This window comes from Paenibacillus amylolyticus (genome assembly GCF_050990605.1).
In the GTDB taxonomy this organism is placed as follows: Bacteria; Bacillota; Bacilli; order Paenibacillales; family Paenibacillaceae; genus Paenibacillus; species Paenibacillus amylolyticus_H.
Genome location: NZ_CP158832.1, coordinates 5,760,798 through 5,776,718 on the forward strand (window position 1 = coordinate 5,760,798; position 15,921 = coordinate 5,776,718).

General features: G+C 47.7%; 13 protein-coding genes. 3 read left to right on the forward strand and 10 right to left on the reverse strand.

All coding sequences use genetic code 11. The annotated features are described in order from the left end of the window. Window positions 1–123 precede the first annotated feature (123 nt). The 3 genes from ABTV53_RS25355 to ABTV53_RS25365 are packed head-to-tail and all read right to left on the reverse strand — an operon-like array spanning window position 124 to window position 3,438. Window positions 124–1,302, reverse strand: a complete 1,179-nt coding sequence (locus tag ABTV53_RS25355) for an ABC transporter permease (RefSeq protein WP_433747709.1) — start codon at window positions 1,300–1,302, stop codon at window positions 124–126. Next, window positions 1,295–2,491 (reverse strand): ABC transporter permease, encoded by a 1,197-nt coding sequence (locus tag ABTV53_RS25360; protein WP_433747712.1) that lies wholly within the window; start codon window positions 2,489–2,491, stop codon window positions 1,295–1,297. The genes ABTV53_RS25355 and ABTV53_RS25360 overlap by 8 nt, the downstream gene beginning before the upstream one ends. An 11-nt stretch (window positions 2,492–2,502) precedes the next feature. Next, on the reverse strand, window positions 2,503–3,438 hold the full coding sequence (locus ABTV53_RS25365) for an ABC transporter ATP-binding protein (protein ID WP_433747715.1): 936 nt from the start codon (window positions 3,436–3,438) through the stop codon (window positions 2,503–2,505). A 211-nt stretch (window positions 3,439–3,649) separates the two neighbouring features. On the opposite strand from ABTV53_RS25365, the gene ABTV53_RS25370 reads away from it, so the two are divergent. Next, the gene (locus ABTV53_RS25370) at window positions 3,650–4,861 is read left to right on the forward strand and encodes a sensor histidine kinase (RefSeq protein WP_433747718.1); all 1,212 of its coding nucleotides are present in this window, start codon (window positions 3,650–3,652) and stop codon (window positions 4,859–4,861) included. Window positions 4,862–4,882: 21 nt separating this feature from the next. Next, entirely contained in the window at window positions 4,883–5,572 is a 690-nt protein-coding gene (locus ABTV53_RS25375; RefSeq protein ID WP_433747720.1) for a response regulator transcription factor, read from the forward strand. Between the two features lie 90 nt (window positions 5,573–5,662). Here ABTV53_RS25375 and ABTV53_RS25380 read toward each other — a convergent pair whose 3' ends face one another. From ABTV53_RS25380 to ftsE, 5 genes are all read right to left on the reverse strand, one after another. After that, window positions 5,663–6,991, reverse strand: coding sequence for a PDZ domain-containing protein (locus ABTV53_RS25380; RefSeq protein ID WP_433747723.1), 1,329 nt, complete (start codon window positions 6,989–6,991; stop codon window positions 5,663–5,665). Between the two features lie 65 nt (window positions 6,992–7,056). Next, entirely contained in the window at window positions 7,057–8,529 is a 1,473-nt protein-coding gene (locus ABTV53_RS25385) for a S41 family peptidase (RefSeq protein ID WP_433747726.1), read from the reverse strand. 135 nt (window positions 8,530–8,664) lie between these two features. After that, window positions 8,665–9,945, reverse strand: coding sequence for a murein hydrolase activator EnvC family protein (locus tag ABTV53_RS25390; RefSeq protein WP_433747729.1), 1,281 nt, complete (start codon window positions 9,943–9,945; stop codon window positions 8,665–8,667). A 188-nt stretch (window positions 9,946–10,133) separates the two neighbouring features. Next, complete coding sequence (gene ftsX / locus ABTV53_RS25395; RefSeq protein WP_091013078.1) at window positions 10,134–11,051, reverse strand: permease-like cell division protein FtsX; 918 nt, start codon at window positions 11,049–11,051, stop codon at window positions 10,134–10,136. Beyond that, the gene (gene ftsE, locus ABTV53_RS25400) at window positions 11,041–11,727 is read right to left on the reverse strand and encodes a cell division ATP-binding protein FtsE (RefSeq protein WP_024631580.1); all 687 of its coding nucleotides are present in this window, start codon (window positions 11,725–11,727) and stop codon (window positions 11,041–11,043) included. The genes ftsX and ftsE overlap by 11 nt, the downstream gene beginning before the upstream one ends. A 254-nt stretch (window positions 11,728–11,981) precedes the next feature. Between ftsE and ABTV53_RS25405 the strand changes: the two genes are divergently transcribed. Then, window positions 11,982–13,415, forward strand: coding sequence for a VanW family protein (locus ABTV53_RS25405; RefSeq protein WP_433747733.1), 1,434 nt, complete (start codon window positions 11,982–11,984; stop codon window positions 13,413–13,415). 190 nt (window positions 13,416–13,605) lie between these two features. Here ABTV53_RS25405 and ABTV53_RS25410 read toward each other — a convergent pair whose 3' ends face one another. Next, a complete protein-coding gene (locus ABTV53_RS25410; protein ID WP_433747736.1) occupies window positions 13,606–15,162 on the reverse strand; it encodes a DHA2 family efflux MFS transporter permease subunit in 1,557 nt (518 codons plus the stop codon). A 72-nt stretch (window positions 15,163–15,234) separates the two neighbouring features. Next, the gene (locus tag ABTV53_RS25415) at window positions 15,235–15,918 is read right to left on the reverse strand and encodes a hypothetical protein (RefSeq protein WP_433747738.1); all 684 of its coding nucleotides are present in this window, start codon (window positions 15,916–15,918) and stop codon (window positions 15,235–15,237) included. Window positions 15,919–15,921 lie beyond the last annotated feature (3 nt).

Sequence of the window (15,921 nt, forward strand, 5' to 3'; positions counted from 1 at the left end):
CACTTTTCATTCTTCATTTTAAACAAAAAGCACGTACTTCCTGAATCAAACTCAGGTAGTACGTGCTTTTTATTACCCTTTTAGAGTGAGACTAGCACTCCAAAACTTCTCTTGATCTATAGCTTATGCCTCTACTCCTGGCTGGCTAGGACGCAGAATTGCAGAGCCTACAGTCAGCAAAATGGCAGCCATGCCAAACAAAATTAATAATGGCAGTGTAATATCTGATAACGTACCGCCAGCCGAGATTGTCTCCACCGCCTGAATCGCCCATTTCTGCGGAACAAAGTTGGCAAGCTTTTGCATATAATCAGGCATTAATGAGATCGGCCAGAAACAACCCCCTATCATGCAGGTTGGCATAATGACAAGTGAATTGAGCATATTCGCATTTTTCGGATTACGGATTAACCCTGCCACGGTACTTGCGAGCCCCATGGAGACCAGCATGAATGCTGCCAAGATGATGAAATGAATACCAAAAGGAATACCGGCATCATAATGAATCAGCCACCTGCTGACTCCCAGTACGATTACAATCTGAATCATACCAATGACAAAGCTGCCCAGGAAATTACCAAGCGCAATCTCATAGGCACGGACAGGTGCCGTATATACTCTGGCCATGGTACGTTTCCTGCGATCTTCCATGATCACCGCCACTGCACTGGTCAGCAGACCCATCATAAACATGATCGTAAATCCAGTCACATTGCTCAGGCCTGTCTTGGGATAGATCTGCAGAGCGGTGACTTCACCCGCTACCTGATGCTTTCCTATTTCCTGTAAAAGCTGTTCAAATCGCTTCTGTATACTCGATAGTTTATCAGTCTCACTTGAGACAGGCCCTGCCGCCACCTTAACAGCTGAAGCAGACTGATGCAATCCGCTCGTCAAACCTTCAACTGCTGCTCGCAGTGTGTAGGATGCTTCGCTGATCCGCAGCTCCACCAGTTGAATGTCGGCTGCCTTGCCTTGTAACAGATCTTCCGTATAGCCCTCCGGAATAATGATGCCTGAAGTGCCTTTTTGCTGAGCGATGGCTTCCTTCACTTCTGCTTCGTTAGTCATCGGCTTGAGCAGATACTCCTCTTTGCCAGCAAGTTCTTGAATCATCCATGCTCCTGCTGCCCCTCCATCTTCATTGACATAGGGAATAATAGTACGTGCACTCTGCTCGTTTCCAAAAAGAGCAACCGCCCCTGTGACCACCAGGCAAGGCAGAAGTAGAAACGTAATGAAGCCCATTTTACGGCCAAGTGTACGTCTAATCATCAACCAGGCGATGTGTAGACTATTCATACCGGTATCCTGCCTTTCTATAGATTAATCCTGAGATAGCCAGTAATACAGCACATACCACGCCTAACATCAGAATGCTATATACAATCTCGCTTACAGGTGCATCCAGCATCATTCGCAGAAAACTCTGGAGCGCCCAGTGGTTAACCGTAAATTGGCTAAGTCGTTGTACAAAATCAATCGGAATAGGCATGAAACCTCCGCTGATAAATGTCATGGCAACGATGATACCTTGAAGGGCTGCACTGGCCGATGCCGTACTTTTGCATACCATTGCCACGATTACACCAAGGGTCATGGACGCCAATGTGATTCCTACACAAGTCAGCACAATATACCAAGGATGCGTTCCCCAATCTACACCGTAGAACCAATACGTCATTAGTATAATCGTTGTTGCTTGTAAAAAAGCGAGCAGACTATTTCCTGCAATTTTGCCAGCAAAGATCACTCCGTTACCTATCGGCGCAGCCTGAAGGCGGATCAGCGTTCGGTTATCACGCTCTCCAAAAAGGCTGGTACTTGTTGTCATACCCGAGTACAACATGAACATCGCCAGCATGGATGCTGCATAGTATTGGGAGGCGCTATAGGACGTACCTGTTTTTCCGGGATTACTGACAGTAACGAAAGTCGAGTCCGCTCCATTAGAATCCAGGCCAGAGGTCATGGCAGCAGTCACTTCCGGACCCAGTACTTTGGTAATCGCCATCTGTCGATTCCATTCATCCGTAAAACGTGTGAACACGGTTTCGCCCAAGGTATTAAGCGTGCTGTCCTTCCCACGTATCCATTTTAACCGAGCCTCTTTCCCCATCCTCACGTTTTGCTCAAAATCCGAAGGAATCATTACAGCAAAGTCGAGCTTATCGGTACGCAATGAATGGACAGCCTCTTCTTCTGTCTTAAAGTTCTGCACCTTGATCATCTCAGCTACGGGTGTAGCATTCACAAATGAATCCAACGCTTGACTAACCGTATCTGATCCTCCGCCTGATTCCGAATTCATATGGATTATCCCTACGCGTACTGAATCCGGAATGACATCTTCCGCCGTCCCCATTGTACTGGAAAGGGCCGTGCCCAATATAAAAATCAGTAACAATGGCAGAATGAACAAGTTCAACACCACAGATCGAATCTTAAGAATACGTCTTAACTCAAAGATGCAAATATGCCATATAATCATCTCTTGCCCCCCTAGTCCCGAAGCGTACGCCCGGTCAGATTGAGGAACAACGTTTCCAGATCAGGCTCTTCGACCTTGAGCGACTGAATGGATAATTCATGTTTGCTGCAAATGAAGAGCAGATCCTGGAGATCCTGCTGTGCCGAAGGCAGCGTAATGGTCAGTGTATTCTCTGAAACTTCTACCGATCGCACGCGAGGGTGAAGTTTGAGTTCTTCCACGACGCCGGGACCAATACCGGAAGTGGATAGCACTACTTTTTCCTCCGATGCTACCCGTTCTCTCAGCTCTGCTTCAGTTCCACAGGCAATGATTCGCCCCTGATCCATAATCGCAACCCGGTGACTAATCGCCGCCACTTCCTCCATGTAGTGACTTGTATATATAATCGTTGAACCCATCTTATTAAGTGTGCGTACCGATTCGAGAATATGGTTCCGCGATTGCGGATCAATGCCCACTGTCGGTTCATCCATAATAATGAGATCCGGGCGATGTGTAATCGCACATGCGATGTTTAACCTGCGTTTCATACCGCCGGAGAAGGTCGCGGGGGCATCCTTTGCTTTATCCTGTAACCCTACAAAATCAAGAGATTCCTGTACCCTCTCCTTAAGCAATTTCCCACGCAGTCCATACAGCCGGGCAAAAAAAGTTACATTCTCCGCAGCCGTCATCGTTTCGTATAAAGCCAGATCCTGCGGAACCAGTCCAATCTTGCGCTTCACTTCAAGTGGTCGCTCTTTGACCGATATTCCATCTAATCTGATTTCACCCTGATCCATGTTCAGAAGTCCTGCAATCATGCTGATGGTGGTACTTTTCCCTGCTCCGTTGGGACCGAGCAATCCAAAAATTTCGCCTTTGCCAACACTCAGGTTCAAATGATCCACGGACAGCCTGCTGCCATATCGTTTCACAACATGATTCACTTCAAGTATCCCCATCCCTTTTACGCCCCTCTTCCGTTTCGGCCTTTGCCGCTGAATTTCATATTTGTATTGTAACGGATCGTCGTCTATGGCGAAGGTACGAAAAGTCATGAATCGAAGGTGACTTAAGTCATCTCCTGATTCGATTGCTGCTTGTGGTATAATCAAGGGCGCATTACCGAGAGATTTTCTACTCCACTTTTTATATAAAGGATGTCATTTACATATGCCGATGCGGTTTCTGCAATATGGATTAATTATCGTTCCAGCCGTGCTGTACATGTTGATGTTGCCCTTGGAAAACGAAGCCCTCTACACCCTGTATATCATTATTGCGCTTGGACTCTCCGTGTCGAAAGATTTCACTCGTTCAAATACACAGCAGTGGCTGTTGCTTCTGGCCGAAATACTCTGGGGCTGTTGGCTGATTGCTTCGTATGGACCCGTCCTGCTATTCCTCACTCTATCTGTGCTCTACGTGTATATATACAGACTGGAGGGAAGTCGGAGATGGTTGATGTTTGCAATTCAGCTTGTCGCTAACAATGTCGCTTTGCATTGGCATTATTCTGACCCACAGACACCGAAGCCAGAGTTAACCACACTAAATACAACCGCCACTACATTACTCTCCGCAGAGACAACTGCGATGGTTCTTGGCAACCTGCTTCTGCTCATCACAGCCGCTCTGTCCTGGCAGGGATCAAGAACAGCGAGCAGCCGCGGACAACTGGAACAAGTCTATGACGAGCTTCGCAGCAAACATTACGAGCTACAAGAAGCGCGTGCGCAGCTGCTGTTATTTACAAAGCAACTTGAAGGAGCGGCTCAGGCAGAGGAACGTACCCGTATCTCAAGACAGCTTCATGACGATATCGGGCATCGACTGATTCGCACCAAAATGATGTCGGAAGCCGCCCTGCTGACCCTCCCTCTCAATATGGAACAAGGAACGGAAATGGTGCGACAGATTCGCGATCAATTGGCCGATAGTATGGATGATATGCGCAGCACACTGCACAAACTGCAACCTAATTCCTATGCATCCGAAGCCTACGCCCTGGATCGTCTCCTAGAAGAAGTGGGCAGAGATACCGGCGTGAAGACAAATTATGAAGTTCATGGTCCATCTCATGTGCTGTATCCCAGCATACAGATTGTTTTGTACAAAAATGCCAAAGAAGCCTTAACCAATGCCCTGCGTCACGGAAATGCTTCTTCGATTACAGTGGAGTTGGTATTCGGGGCTCAGGAAGTCTGTATGAGTGTAAGTAATGATGGCAAAATTAATCCCCATTCTTCCAAGGGAAATGGCATAGGACAGGAGGGCATGCGTTTGCGGACACAAATGGTGGGAGGAACCTTGGAGGTCCAATCAGCTTATCCATATACAGTGATTACACGCATTCCAATAACGAACCAGGTGGATCTACTCTAATAAAAGGAAGTGAATGTGCTCATGTCCGAATGGAATAATGTGAACCAAAACAATGATTCAGCCCAACCCCCACTTATTCGGCTGATTCTCGCAGACGATGATTACTTCATTCGTGAGAGCCTTAAAGTGCTGCTCGGATTGGGCTCCGGCATTCGTGTTACAGGCACAGCCTCAAATGGACAAGAAGCGCTGGCACTGCTTGAAGCTGGCACACCTGCGGATGTGGTTTTAATGGATATTCGAATGCCGGAATGTGACGGTGTCGAAGGTACAAAGCGCATCAAGGCACGTTTTCCTGAAATCCAGGTGCTGATGCTGACTACGTTTGACGACGATGAGTATATCATCCAGGCATTACAGAATGGAGCAAGCGGTTATTTGCTCAAAAATGTGCCCCCCGAGCGGATCATTCAAGGCATCAAGACCGTACATAACGGTGATATGTTAATTCATCCGGATGTTGCCCGCAAATTGGCAGGCCTTCTTCGTCCCGCTGCAATTCCCCCGACACAGAATCCAATCGAAGCTTATGGACTGACACGTATGGAGCTAGCGGTTGCCGAGGCCATATCGGAAGGACTATCCAATAAAGAAATTGCCGCCAAATTGTTCCTCAGTGAAGGCACGGTCAAAAACTACGTCACGGATATTCTCGGCAAGTTGAGCTTGCGTGATCGGACCCAAATCGCCATCTTTATGTTAAAACAATAACAAAAAAGGTATTTCCCTTGCCTGTGACGGCGCTTGGAAATACCTTTTTCATGGCTTGATTATGCAAATATACTTCATCACGTATGCTAGTTACATCTCCACGGACCCTTTATCACTGGCCACCGGGGCTGGCGGTAATGCCAAGGGAGCTTCGTCCCTGTGTGGTTTTTTCAGACGGGCTAGCAATTTGAGGTTAATGATGTGGAACAACGTCAGTGGACGTAACCGAATCGCCCAGACCTCGTGATTATCCGGTGCCATAATGACCCCAAGCTGATGATGCTCCCCTTCATAGATCGCTCGTTGCATGAACTTGCTTTCTCCTTGGTGATTTCGCACCTCAAGTTTGCAAAAAGCCGGGTTCATCCGCAGAGCACGATGTAACTCTTCCGGTGAATGAACCAACTTGCCATTCACCTTGTACAACGTCTCTCCAGCTTCAATCCCCAAATCAGCTGCAGGACTCTCTGGAATAACAGCCAATACTTTCAACCCATGCTGCGGATGGACAAATACCGGACTGCGGTTTTGCTCTTCAAACGCGCTGTACCATACCAGGAACTCATGTCCAATAAATGCAATCAGCGCAGCAACCACCATGATTGGAGACCACCATGCAGCAAGCAAACTGAATACCAGCAAGGTTGTCCCATATAACATCAACCGTTTGGACGAGATCTGTACTTTCCGTCCTGGCAGCATACTCTGCGTTATTTCACCAAATCCGAGCATGATGGGCAATGCAAACAGCATATAACTCTGACCTGCATTCATGAGTGGATTCCATGCCAGCTCCGCGCCACCTCCTGTGACCGGCACAAGAACCAGTAAGGGAATGGCCCAGAACTGTTGCAGTTGATATCCACCAACCAGTTTCCCGCGTTTTCCCTCGAAGAGAAGCGGTGATGCCATCGATACCCCCTGCATGCGTACCAACAGGGCCTCACCCATATGTAGAAGGGCCGCCAAGACAAGCAGGGCAGGCATGTCCAGAGCACGTAGCGTCTCCGTTATACTCCCGATCCAGCCCGATGGTTGCCAGCCTGAAGCCAGATTCAAACCAAATTGCAGCACGCCCAGTAACCCGGCTGCGTAGGCAAAACACAGATACCGGATACGAAACAAGGATAGAATTAACGTTGCAGCCCATATGCATATCAGGCTTCCCAGTGTAAGATGTGCACCGAGGAATAGGGAGACAATCGAGACGATGGTACCAATGAGTATGCCTCCGAGCACGGCACGAATCGTCTGTGTTATTGAGCTTTGCAAACGAACATGGAACAATTTACGCTCCTGCAGTAACTGACGATGATAAATGAGCGCAATCAGGATCACCGCAATATAATAAAACGGCTGAATAAACAACTGCAACAATGCTTCGCCTAATGTAGTTAACCACGGCCATACCCATTCCATTGTGGCTCTTCACCCCTCTCTTTCAGCCGGTTTCAGAAAAAAAGAAGGCTGAAAATCAGCCTTCTTTATGGCTTCGACACAGCGGACGAAATATCCTTTGAGACATTTTCGATCGCGCGTTTCAGCTGTGCATCATATTGAGGATTGGCAATACGTTCAATCAGAGCCGCTTCCAGTGATTCAGCGGTTTTCTCGTCAATCTGGCCTGTAGCCTGAATGCCTTTTTGCTTCTGGAATGCCTTGACCGCTTCTTCTGTCTTCTGGTCGTAGTATCCGTCCACACGATCCGGTTTGAAATCGAGTCCTCTCAGCATCGTCTGCGCACTTTTCACATCCGTGCTATTGCTGTCATATTTAAGTGGTAACTTCTCTTTGTTAATCGGTGCCACCGAGAAATAATCCGGTTGGTCTACCGCAATATCCGGTTTGATTCCTTTTTCATGAATCCAGTCCCCGTTCGGCGTGAGCCACTTGGCAATGGTGATCTTCAGCAAGCTGCCATCACCCATCTGTTTGTCATAACTCGTCTGTACGGTTCCTTTACCAAAGGAATTTTCACCAATCAACTTCGCACCTGCTGACTGTTGCAATGCACCGGCCAGAATCTCCGACGCACTCGCACTGCCTTTGTTCATCAGGACTGTGACTGGATAAGCTTTGGCTGATCCATTGGATTTGCTTTGTTCCTTTTTGCCGTTCTTGTCTTCAACTTGCACAATAACCTTGCCTTTAGGAACGAATTGTTCCGCAATATCAATAACAACTTGCAGGACACCGCCCGGGTCATTCCGTACGTCGATGACGAGACCTTTCATATTCTGCTTCTCAAGCTTCGCCAACTCTTCCTTGAAGCGATCGCCTGTGTTCAAAGAGAATTGAGTAATGGAAATAACGCCAACTCCGCCATCCTCCATGTGAGCATATACGGTCTCCAGATCAATGTCATCGCGTACAATGACAAATTCAATCAGCTCGGAAGATCCGGCACGTTTGACCTGTACCTTCGCTTCACTGCCCTTGGGACCTCTGATTTTGTTAACAGCCTTGTTCAGTTCCAACCCTTGCAGAGATTCGCCGTTGACCGACATAATCATGTCTTTTGCACGAATACCCGCTTTCTCGGCAGGTGATCCTTTAATTGGGGAAACAACAACGACGTTTCCATCCTGTGAGGATACCTCTGCGCCAATACCGGTAAATGAACCTTCGATCGACTCTTCAAACTGAGCAGCCGTTTCCTGCCCCATATAGTTGGAGTACGGATCACCAAGGGATTCCATCATGCCGTTGATCGCACCGTCAATTAATTTGGTCTGATCCACGTCTTTATAATAGTTGCTTGAGATCAAATCCATCGCGGTTTCAATCTTCTTCAAATCGTTCTTCTGCTGTGTATTGCCGGTTACACTGGCTAGCAAACCCTCACCAGCTGTGGTCTGGTTCGCTATTCCTGGGTAAGTCATTAGTACAAGGGTTAACAAACTACCACCCAGGAGACCCACAATGACAAGCAGTAGCGCCGATCTTTTTTTCATCATCTGTTTGTCACCGCCTTTTGTTTTGAAGCGTGTCCGATTCCAATGTTGCTTGGATCCATTCCCTGAACATGCCAGCTTAGTATATGTCTAGCTTGTACGGAATATGTTTTTTCCATTCGTTTAATGGAGCAATAATTACAAATAGTTCATCGGATTTACCGCGGTACCGTTATCTCTTACTTCAAAGTGCAAGTGAGGTCCCGTGGAGTTTCCTGTATTCCCTGACTCAGCAATGGTATCACCTTTGCTTACAGTGTCTCCCTTGCTGACTTTGAATCCACCTTCTCGCAAGTGACCATATAACGTCCATAGTCCGCCACCATGATCCACAATAACCGTGTAGCCATAACCGCTATACCATTCAGCCATAATTACGATTCCGCCAGAAGCCGCATAAACTGAGCTTCCCGTTGGAACAGCGAAATCAACACCATTGTGCATCTTACCCACTACACCCGTAATTGGATGGGTACGGGGACCGAATGGAGAAGAAATACGTCCTCCCGATACCGGTCTTGAGAAGATACCATTACCGGATGAATACGTGACCTCACTGCTGCTATCCGAGCTGACTCTGGTTGGTGTCTTGGCTGCAGCTTTCGCCCGGGCAGCTGCTGCGGCTTTTGCTTTGGCCGCTGCGGCTGCTTGCTGTTCACGCAATTTATTTTTCTCTTGAAGAAGTGCCGAACGTTTGCTGGCAATCTGCATCAATACATCTTCCTGCTCTTGTGTCAGCTCTTCTGACTCTTCAATTTTAGCATCATATGAAGCGAGAAGTACTTGCTTTTCCGCTTCTTTTTCATTCAATTGGGACTTGCGCTGTTTCTTCTGCGCATACAGGCTCTTGGCTTCCGCATATTGCACATCCAGTTCTGCCTTTTTGTCCACAACCAGTTGCTTGTCCGCTTTGTGCTCATCCAGCAAATGCTGATCCTGATCCACGATCGTTTTGAGTGAATCCGCACGGGTCAGAAAGTCAGTGAAGCTGGTGGAGGACAACAATACATCCAGATAGGATACAGCACCGTCCGTATACATCAAACGCACGCGTGACTCCAAAAGTTTCTCCCTTGCAACAATACGTTCTTCCGCCGCTTGAAGGTCTTTCTTGGTTGTACGGAGATCTTCCTCCGTGTTCTCAATCTGCAAGGATACGCTGGCCAGTTCATCACTAACGACATTGATCTGTTCCATGACAACCTTCAGATAAGCGTTGGTTTTGTTCTTGTAATGCTGAGCTTCCTTTTTGTTGGAAGCAGCTTTTTTCTGCTCCTGCTTAGCAGTAGCTGCCTTGTTCTCCAGTTGCTGAATCTGCTTGTCAATATCGCTGATGCTACTCTTGGCATATCCGTCAGAAGGTTGAAGCGTCAAACTGGCCAATAACGTAAAGGCCAGCAGCGAAGCGGTTTTTTTCAAAATGATGATCCCCCATCCTATGATTTCACAAGAAAGCAACCTGCACAGGTGGTGAACAGCATGTTCCTTTGCTTTCTTCAATCTTAAACGACTCCGTCTTTCCTACATATCGTCAAACAGCATCCATTAATGAACCCGCTTTACCATTCTTTTCGACATATTCTGCAATTCGATCGTTGAAAACAACATTAAACGTTGAGTGATTTCCGAATGGACAGCGTACTTCCCAAAATACCTACCAGCACACCGAGTCCGATCAACAGTGTTCCAAACAGCAGCCAGATTTCGCCGAGCGGAATCAAGTTAAGCATCTGCATGAAGACATCCTGACCAATCGTCTTCATCAACTGACTGTATCCAACAAACAGCACCCCAACCGTAATGACCGAGCCAATAAATCCAATGAGTGCACCTTCAATAAAGAAAGGCCAGCGAATAAAGGTGTTGGTTGCGCCAACCAGCTTCATAATTCCGATCTCCCGGCGACGTGCCAGAATCGTTACGCGAATCGTATTTGAGATCAGGAACATGGACATGAGACCCAGTCCACCGACAAAAATAAATCCGATGTTACGAACAAGTTTCGTGAATTTGAACAACACTTCCACCGTTTCCTTGCCATAGTTCACTTTCATGATCGGCTTCTCCGGGTGTTTTTCGTTCAAAGCTTCGATTTTTTGCGCCACAAAAGTGACGGTTTCCGGTTCAATGACCTCAACTTCAATGGTCTCCGGCAGTGGGTTGTTGTCCACATCGAAACCGCTAAGCACGTTATCTGCACTCTCTCCAAGACGCTCACGGAACTCCTTGAGTCCTTCTTCCTTGGAAACAAAACGAATCTCACTTACTTCAGGCATCGCGCTGATTTCTTGCTCCAGTGTGTTACGCAGGTTCTCGTCCACATTCAGTTCGAGGAACGTGCTGATCTCCACCTGACTATCAACCTGATTCGCCATGGAGTTCACATTAAGCACCAGCAGCATAAACACACCCAGAATCAATAGCGACACAATGATGGACATGATGGAGGCCACAGACATCCAGCCGTTGCGGAATACGTTTTTGAATCCCTCCCGCAGATGGCGCAAGAGAGTACTAAAATTCATAACCGTATTCCCCTCTCATCTGATCCCGTACAATCTGTCCACGTTCAATCGCGATTACCCGCTTACGCATCGTATTCACGATATCTTTGTTGTGGGTCGCCATAACAATGGTTGTTCCCCGGAAATTAATCTCATCCAGCAGTTGCATAATGCCCCATGACGTCTCCGGATCGAGGTTACCTGTAGGCTCGTCCGCGATAATAACCGATGGGTTATTGACGATAGCCCGTGCAATGGCAATCCGTTGCTGTTCCCCGCCTGAGAGCTGTGAAGGTTCGCGATTTGCCTTGCTCCGCAGTCCCACCAAGTCGAGTACTTCCATCACTCGTTTCTTGATATGACGCTTCGGTGCTTCAATAACTTCCATGGCAAAGGCCACATTCTCAAATGCTGTCATCCGGGGCAGCAGACGAAAATCCTGGAACACAACGCCGATGTTACGACGCACATAAGGAATCTTTCTTGGCTTCAACTTACCAATATTAAATCCGTTAATGGATATTTGTCCTTTGGTCGGAACTTCTTCTCTGTACATCAATTTCATAAATGTCGATTTGCCTGCACCGGACGGACCGACGATATAGACAAATTCATTGCGGTCGATCTTCACCGACACCCCTTGTAATGCGTGGGTCCCATTGGCATAGGTCTTCCACACGTCCTGCATTTCTATCACATCATCACTTCCTGCTCGCATAGTTAGCCATTATCATTTCGACACAATCCCGGCATTTCCTTTAAAAAGACCTGAATTTCATCAGGAAAAAATCCACTTCGTCCCTGTTTCGTTGGTGAAGCATGGATTCATATGAAGTTTATTGTAACAAATTTGTTACCTATTGAGTACCCGAAAGTTTTCCTGCATTGGATCATATATATAGAAAGTGTTACAAAGTGCGGAACAACAGAAGTATAAAGGAGCGTACGGTTATGAAAAAAATACATGTGACGGTCATTGTTCTATTCTCCATCCTCTTGATCGGCTCCGCGTCTTATGGATTGCTGTATATGTACGTGAATCAACCTGCCGTGCCCAAAGATGTTCACGTTGGTGGCATGCTGGTAGAGGGAAAGAACCGCAAAAACCTGTTGCATGAAGTGCATGAACAAATCCAAAAGCTGGAGGACTGGCCTGTCACCTTGGAAGTGGCTGAACCCGACCCCCAGACGATGACGTATACCGCAGCTCAGGTGGGGGTGAGCTACAACATTAACAGCCTGAAAGCCGCGATCCGGCAGTTGGAGGAAGGTAACCTGTGGGAACGCGCTTATGCACGTTATCATTTTCCGAAAGAGTTCTCTCTCGATATGAGCTACGACTCACGGTCACTTCAAGAGCATCTCAGCCCTGCCTGGGAAAAAGAAACCTTCGGTACACCTGCGGACGCTGTTCGCCGCATTACCGCAAGTGACAAAGTCCAGTACATCCCGGAAAAAGGCGTTCGCCGGATTGATTGGAATACACTCACAAATCTCATTCAAACAAAGCTGCACAGGGATTTCAGTGTACTGAGCCCGAATGAGAAACCCGCCCCATTGCTGATCCAGGTACCACTGCATACGCTGAAGCCTGAAGTAACCCTTGATTCGCTACGCCAGGAAGGCATTGACCGAAAGATCATCCAGTTCTCCACGGGTCTGGGCAATAGCAGTGAAGGCCGGATACATAATGTCAGCGCAGCGGCGGAAGCGATTAACGGCATGATTTTGCCACCAGATGCCACATTCGATTATGAGAAGGTCGTCCGTAAAGCGGAGAAGGATTATGGGTTTCGTGAGGCGCCAGTCATTGTTAATGGAAGACTAACTCCCGGCATTGGCGGGGGAATCTGTCAGGTATCCAGTACAGTGTATAACGCAGCGCTATTGACAGGTCTCGATATTATTGAGCGTCGCAACCACTCCCTGCCGGTCAAATATTTGCCAAAAGGACTGGATGCCACCTTTGCCTCGGGAGCCATCAACTTTCGCTTCAAGAATAATACGGGTAAGTCTTTGCTGATCCATGCAGAGGTGAAGAACCACCAATTGATGGTGAAATTTTTCGGCACATTCCCCGAGAACGTCAGCTATGCACTTGAATCCCGTACCATTGAAACATTAAGTGTTCCAGTGAAATATGTATCTAGTGCGGTACTGCCTGATGGTGCCCAGCAGGTGCTGCAAGACGGACAGCCTGGATATATTGTGGAGACGGTACGAACCAAGAGTGTCGACGGCAAAGTGGTTGAATCCAAAACGATTACACGGGATACGTACAAAGCTCAGAATCGTCTGATTGCACGCTCCGGTCATAGCAGCATGCCTGATCCACAGGAACCCTCTGTAGTCGAGGACGGGATTAGCGATACGAAACAGCCTTAGGCTCCAGCTGTAAATTCAATCATTCAAGGATAAGCTGATCCTACAAAGCAAAAGGACACACTTCCCGTCCCTTTTGCGGATACGCCAGAAGTGTGCCTTTTTATGGTTTAAGATAGGAGATAGGTTATTCGAGTTGTAATAAACTACGATTAGCCGATGTACCGCAACTTACAGTTAGCTGTATAACGGCTTAGTGACCGCCTGTGTATTCGCCTTGCTCTTCGCCTACGACCATCTTCTCTTTTCCCATGAAGAAGGAAGCGACCAACGCGAGTGCAGCCGGAATCACAGCCCAGGCAAATAACTGCACGATGGAAGAAGACAGGGCATGTGTGATAGTATCCAGCACCTGAGGGGGAATCGCCTGTCTGAGTTCTGGTGACAGTAATGCATGTGGATCGGTCAGATCCATTCCCTGAGGCATACCACCCGCGGAGGCACCACCTGCATCCGCAGCTGAACCAGCAGAAAGGGCATCATTCATTTTACGTGTAAATACCTGGCTCTGTACGATACCAAAGATCGTAATCCCCATCGTCATGCCGAGTGACCGCAAAAAGTTAAGCGTGGAGCTTGCTGCTCCGCGTCGTTGCGGTTCAAATGCGTTCATGGCTGCATTGCTGAGTACCGAGAACGAAGCACCGACACCCAGACCAACCATCACCATGTAAATCCGTATCGTCCAAAGGGAAGAACCCTCATCCAGTGTAGTCAGCAATCCAAGTCCAATGACAAGCAAGGCCAACGTAGGAATCATGATATTGCGATATTTGATTTTGGTCATCAGCACCCCGCCCAGGGATGCCGTCACAACGGACCCCAGCATCATCGGTAAAAGCACGAGACCGGAGTTGGTCGCTTTACCACCAAGTACCCCCTGTATGAAGATCGGAATGTAGACGGATGCTGTAATGAACGCCGCACCACTGAACATACCAATAACGTTACTGGACCAGTAGACCCGGTTGCGGAACATGCCGAAGGAGATGATTGGTTCTTTGGCTTTTGTTTCTGCAAAAAGGAAGAGCAACGCTAATGCTACAAATCCGGCAAACAAACCAAGAATCTGCCACGAATCCCACGCAAATGTTTTGCCGCCCAGTTCCAGACCAAAGATCAGGCATACAACAGCACCGATCAGTGTTACAGCACCCAGCCAGTCAATCTGTTGGGATTGATGCTGATGAGACTCTTTGTAGAAAAATGCAATAAACACAAATGCAATCAAGCCTAGCGGCAGGTTGATATAGAATACCCATTCCCATGTCGCATATTGGGTAATGTAAGCACCGAGCAGTGGTCCAAATACGCTGGACAGGCCAAAGACCGCTCCAAACAATCCACCCAATTTACCACGAGATTCTGGTGCAACGACATCAAACATGATCGTAAAGGCAATCGGCACCAGGGCCCCCGCACCAATACCTTGAATCGCTCTGTACATCGTCAATTCCACAATAGACGTTGCCGTTCCGCACAGTGCTGAGCCAAGCATAAATACAATAATACCAAATACAAAAAACTTTTTACGTCCATACATATCGGATAACTTACCGAAGATTGGCATCCCCGCCATCTCAGCCACCATGTACGCGGAGGTCACCCAGACGAACTTGTCGAGCCCACCCAGCTTCCCGACAATATCCCCCATAGCTGTCGCCACGATGGTGTTATCCATCGAAGCCATTAGTATGCTGAGCAATAACCCTGCCAGCACCAATCCAATACTGTTTTTACGTGCAACCATTGTACTCAATCTCTCCATTCACGCTCTATTCATATGACTGCATTAGTATATCCGAAAAGAAGTTTTCGTTAATCAGTCCAAGGACCGATTGCTTTGCAGCAAAACTTCCGATTGCGGATGAACTTGCAGAGATGAACGATATTCCACTGTGCCAATCCGGCAGCCTGGACCGATTTTTATTTTATCGCCACGCACAATCTCGGCCTCCGTATTCTCTAATTCAATGTCGTCACCTTCGATGATCTGTACCTTGAGAATCGACTTATTCCCCGTAAACAAGTCATTCAACCGGCCACTCTTCACCGAGATGATGGAACCGCCCATTTCCTTGACCTCGGATGGACCCATGATTTTGAGTGTCATGTGTTCAGCGCTGAGCATCCCCGCTATTGTCAGCCGTCCGTTCAGCTTGATATTTTCCGCCTGACAATCCCCTGACAGATGAAGCTCACCGACCACTTTTATATGCTCAGCTTTGATGTGCAGGCCAGAAGCCTGGATGTCATCCTCACCTTCGTTGCTGGCCACTCGCTCTGTCAGAGTAAGGGTTCCCGTGATTTTAATATCTGTGGATCCAAGCGATCCGTATATGACGGATGTACCCGTACATTTGAATCGATCACAAGATAGATTGTCGGTAAAAGACGCGTCCCCTACGACCTTGACCTTGCCGTACACGCCACCAGAAGAACTGCCATCACCAACGATGCTGATATCCATTTTTTTGTCCAATGAACGCCCCGGATTGTTATTCATGTC

What these genes read in the sequence shown, in the direction of transcription:
- ABTV53_RS25355 (WP_433747709.1), bottom strand. Translation starts at nt 1,302, where the DNA reads ATGAATAGTCTACACATCGCCTGGTTGATGATTAGACGTACACTTGGC.
- ABTV53_RS25360 (WP_433747712.1), bottom strand. Translation starts at nt 2,491, where the DNA reads ATGATTATATGGCATATTTGCATCTTTGAGTTAAGACGTATTCTTAAG.
- ABTV53_RS25365 (WP_433747715.1), bottom strand. Translation starts at nt 3,438, where the DNA reads ATGGGGATACTTGAAGTGAATCATGTTGTGAAACGATATGGCAGCAGG.
- ABTV53_RS25370 (WP_433747718.1), top strand. Translation starts at nt 3,650, where the DNA reads ATGCCGATGCGGTTTCTGCAATATGGATTAATTATCGTTCCAGCCGTG.
- ABTV53_RS25375 (WP_433747720.1), top strand. Translation starts at nt 4,883, where the DNA reads ATGTCCGAATGGAATAATGTGAACCAAAACAATGATTCAGCCCAACCC.
- ABTV53_RS25380 (WP_433747723.1), bottom strand. Translation starts at nt 6,991, where the DNA reads ATGGAATGGGTATGGCCGTGGTTAACTACATTAGGCGAAGCATTGTTG.
- ABTV53_RS25385 (WP_433747726.1), bottom strand. Translation starts at nt 8,529, where the DNA reads ATGATGAAAAAAAGATCGGCGCTACTGCTTGTCATTGTGGGTCTCCTG.
- ftsX (WP_091013078.1), bottom strand. Translation starts at nt 11,051, where the DNA reads ATGAATTTTAGTACTCTCTTGCGCCATCTGCGGGAGGGATTCAAAAAC.
- ABTV53_RS25405 (WP_433747733.1), top strand. Translation starts at nt 11,982, where the DNA reads ATGAAAAAAATACATGTGACGGTCATTGTTCTATTCTCCATCCTCTTG.
- ABTV53_RS25410 (WP_433747736.1), bottom strand. Translation starts at nt 15,162, where the DNA reads ATGGTTGCACGTAAAAACAGTATTGGATTGGTGCTGGCAGGGTTATTG.
- ABTV53_RS25415 (WP_433747738.1), bottom strand. Translation starts at nt 15,918, where the DNA reads ATGAATAACAATCCGGGGCGTTCATTGGACAAAAAAATGGATATCAGC.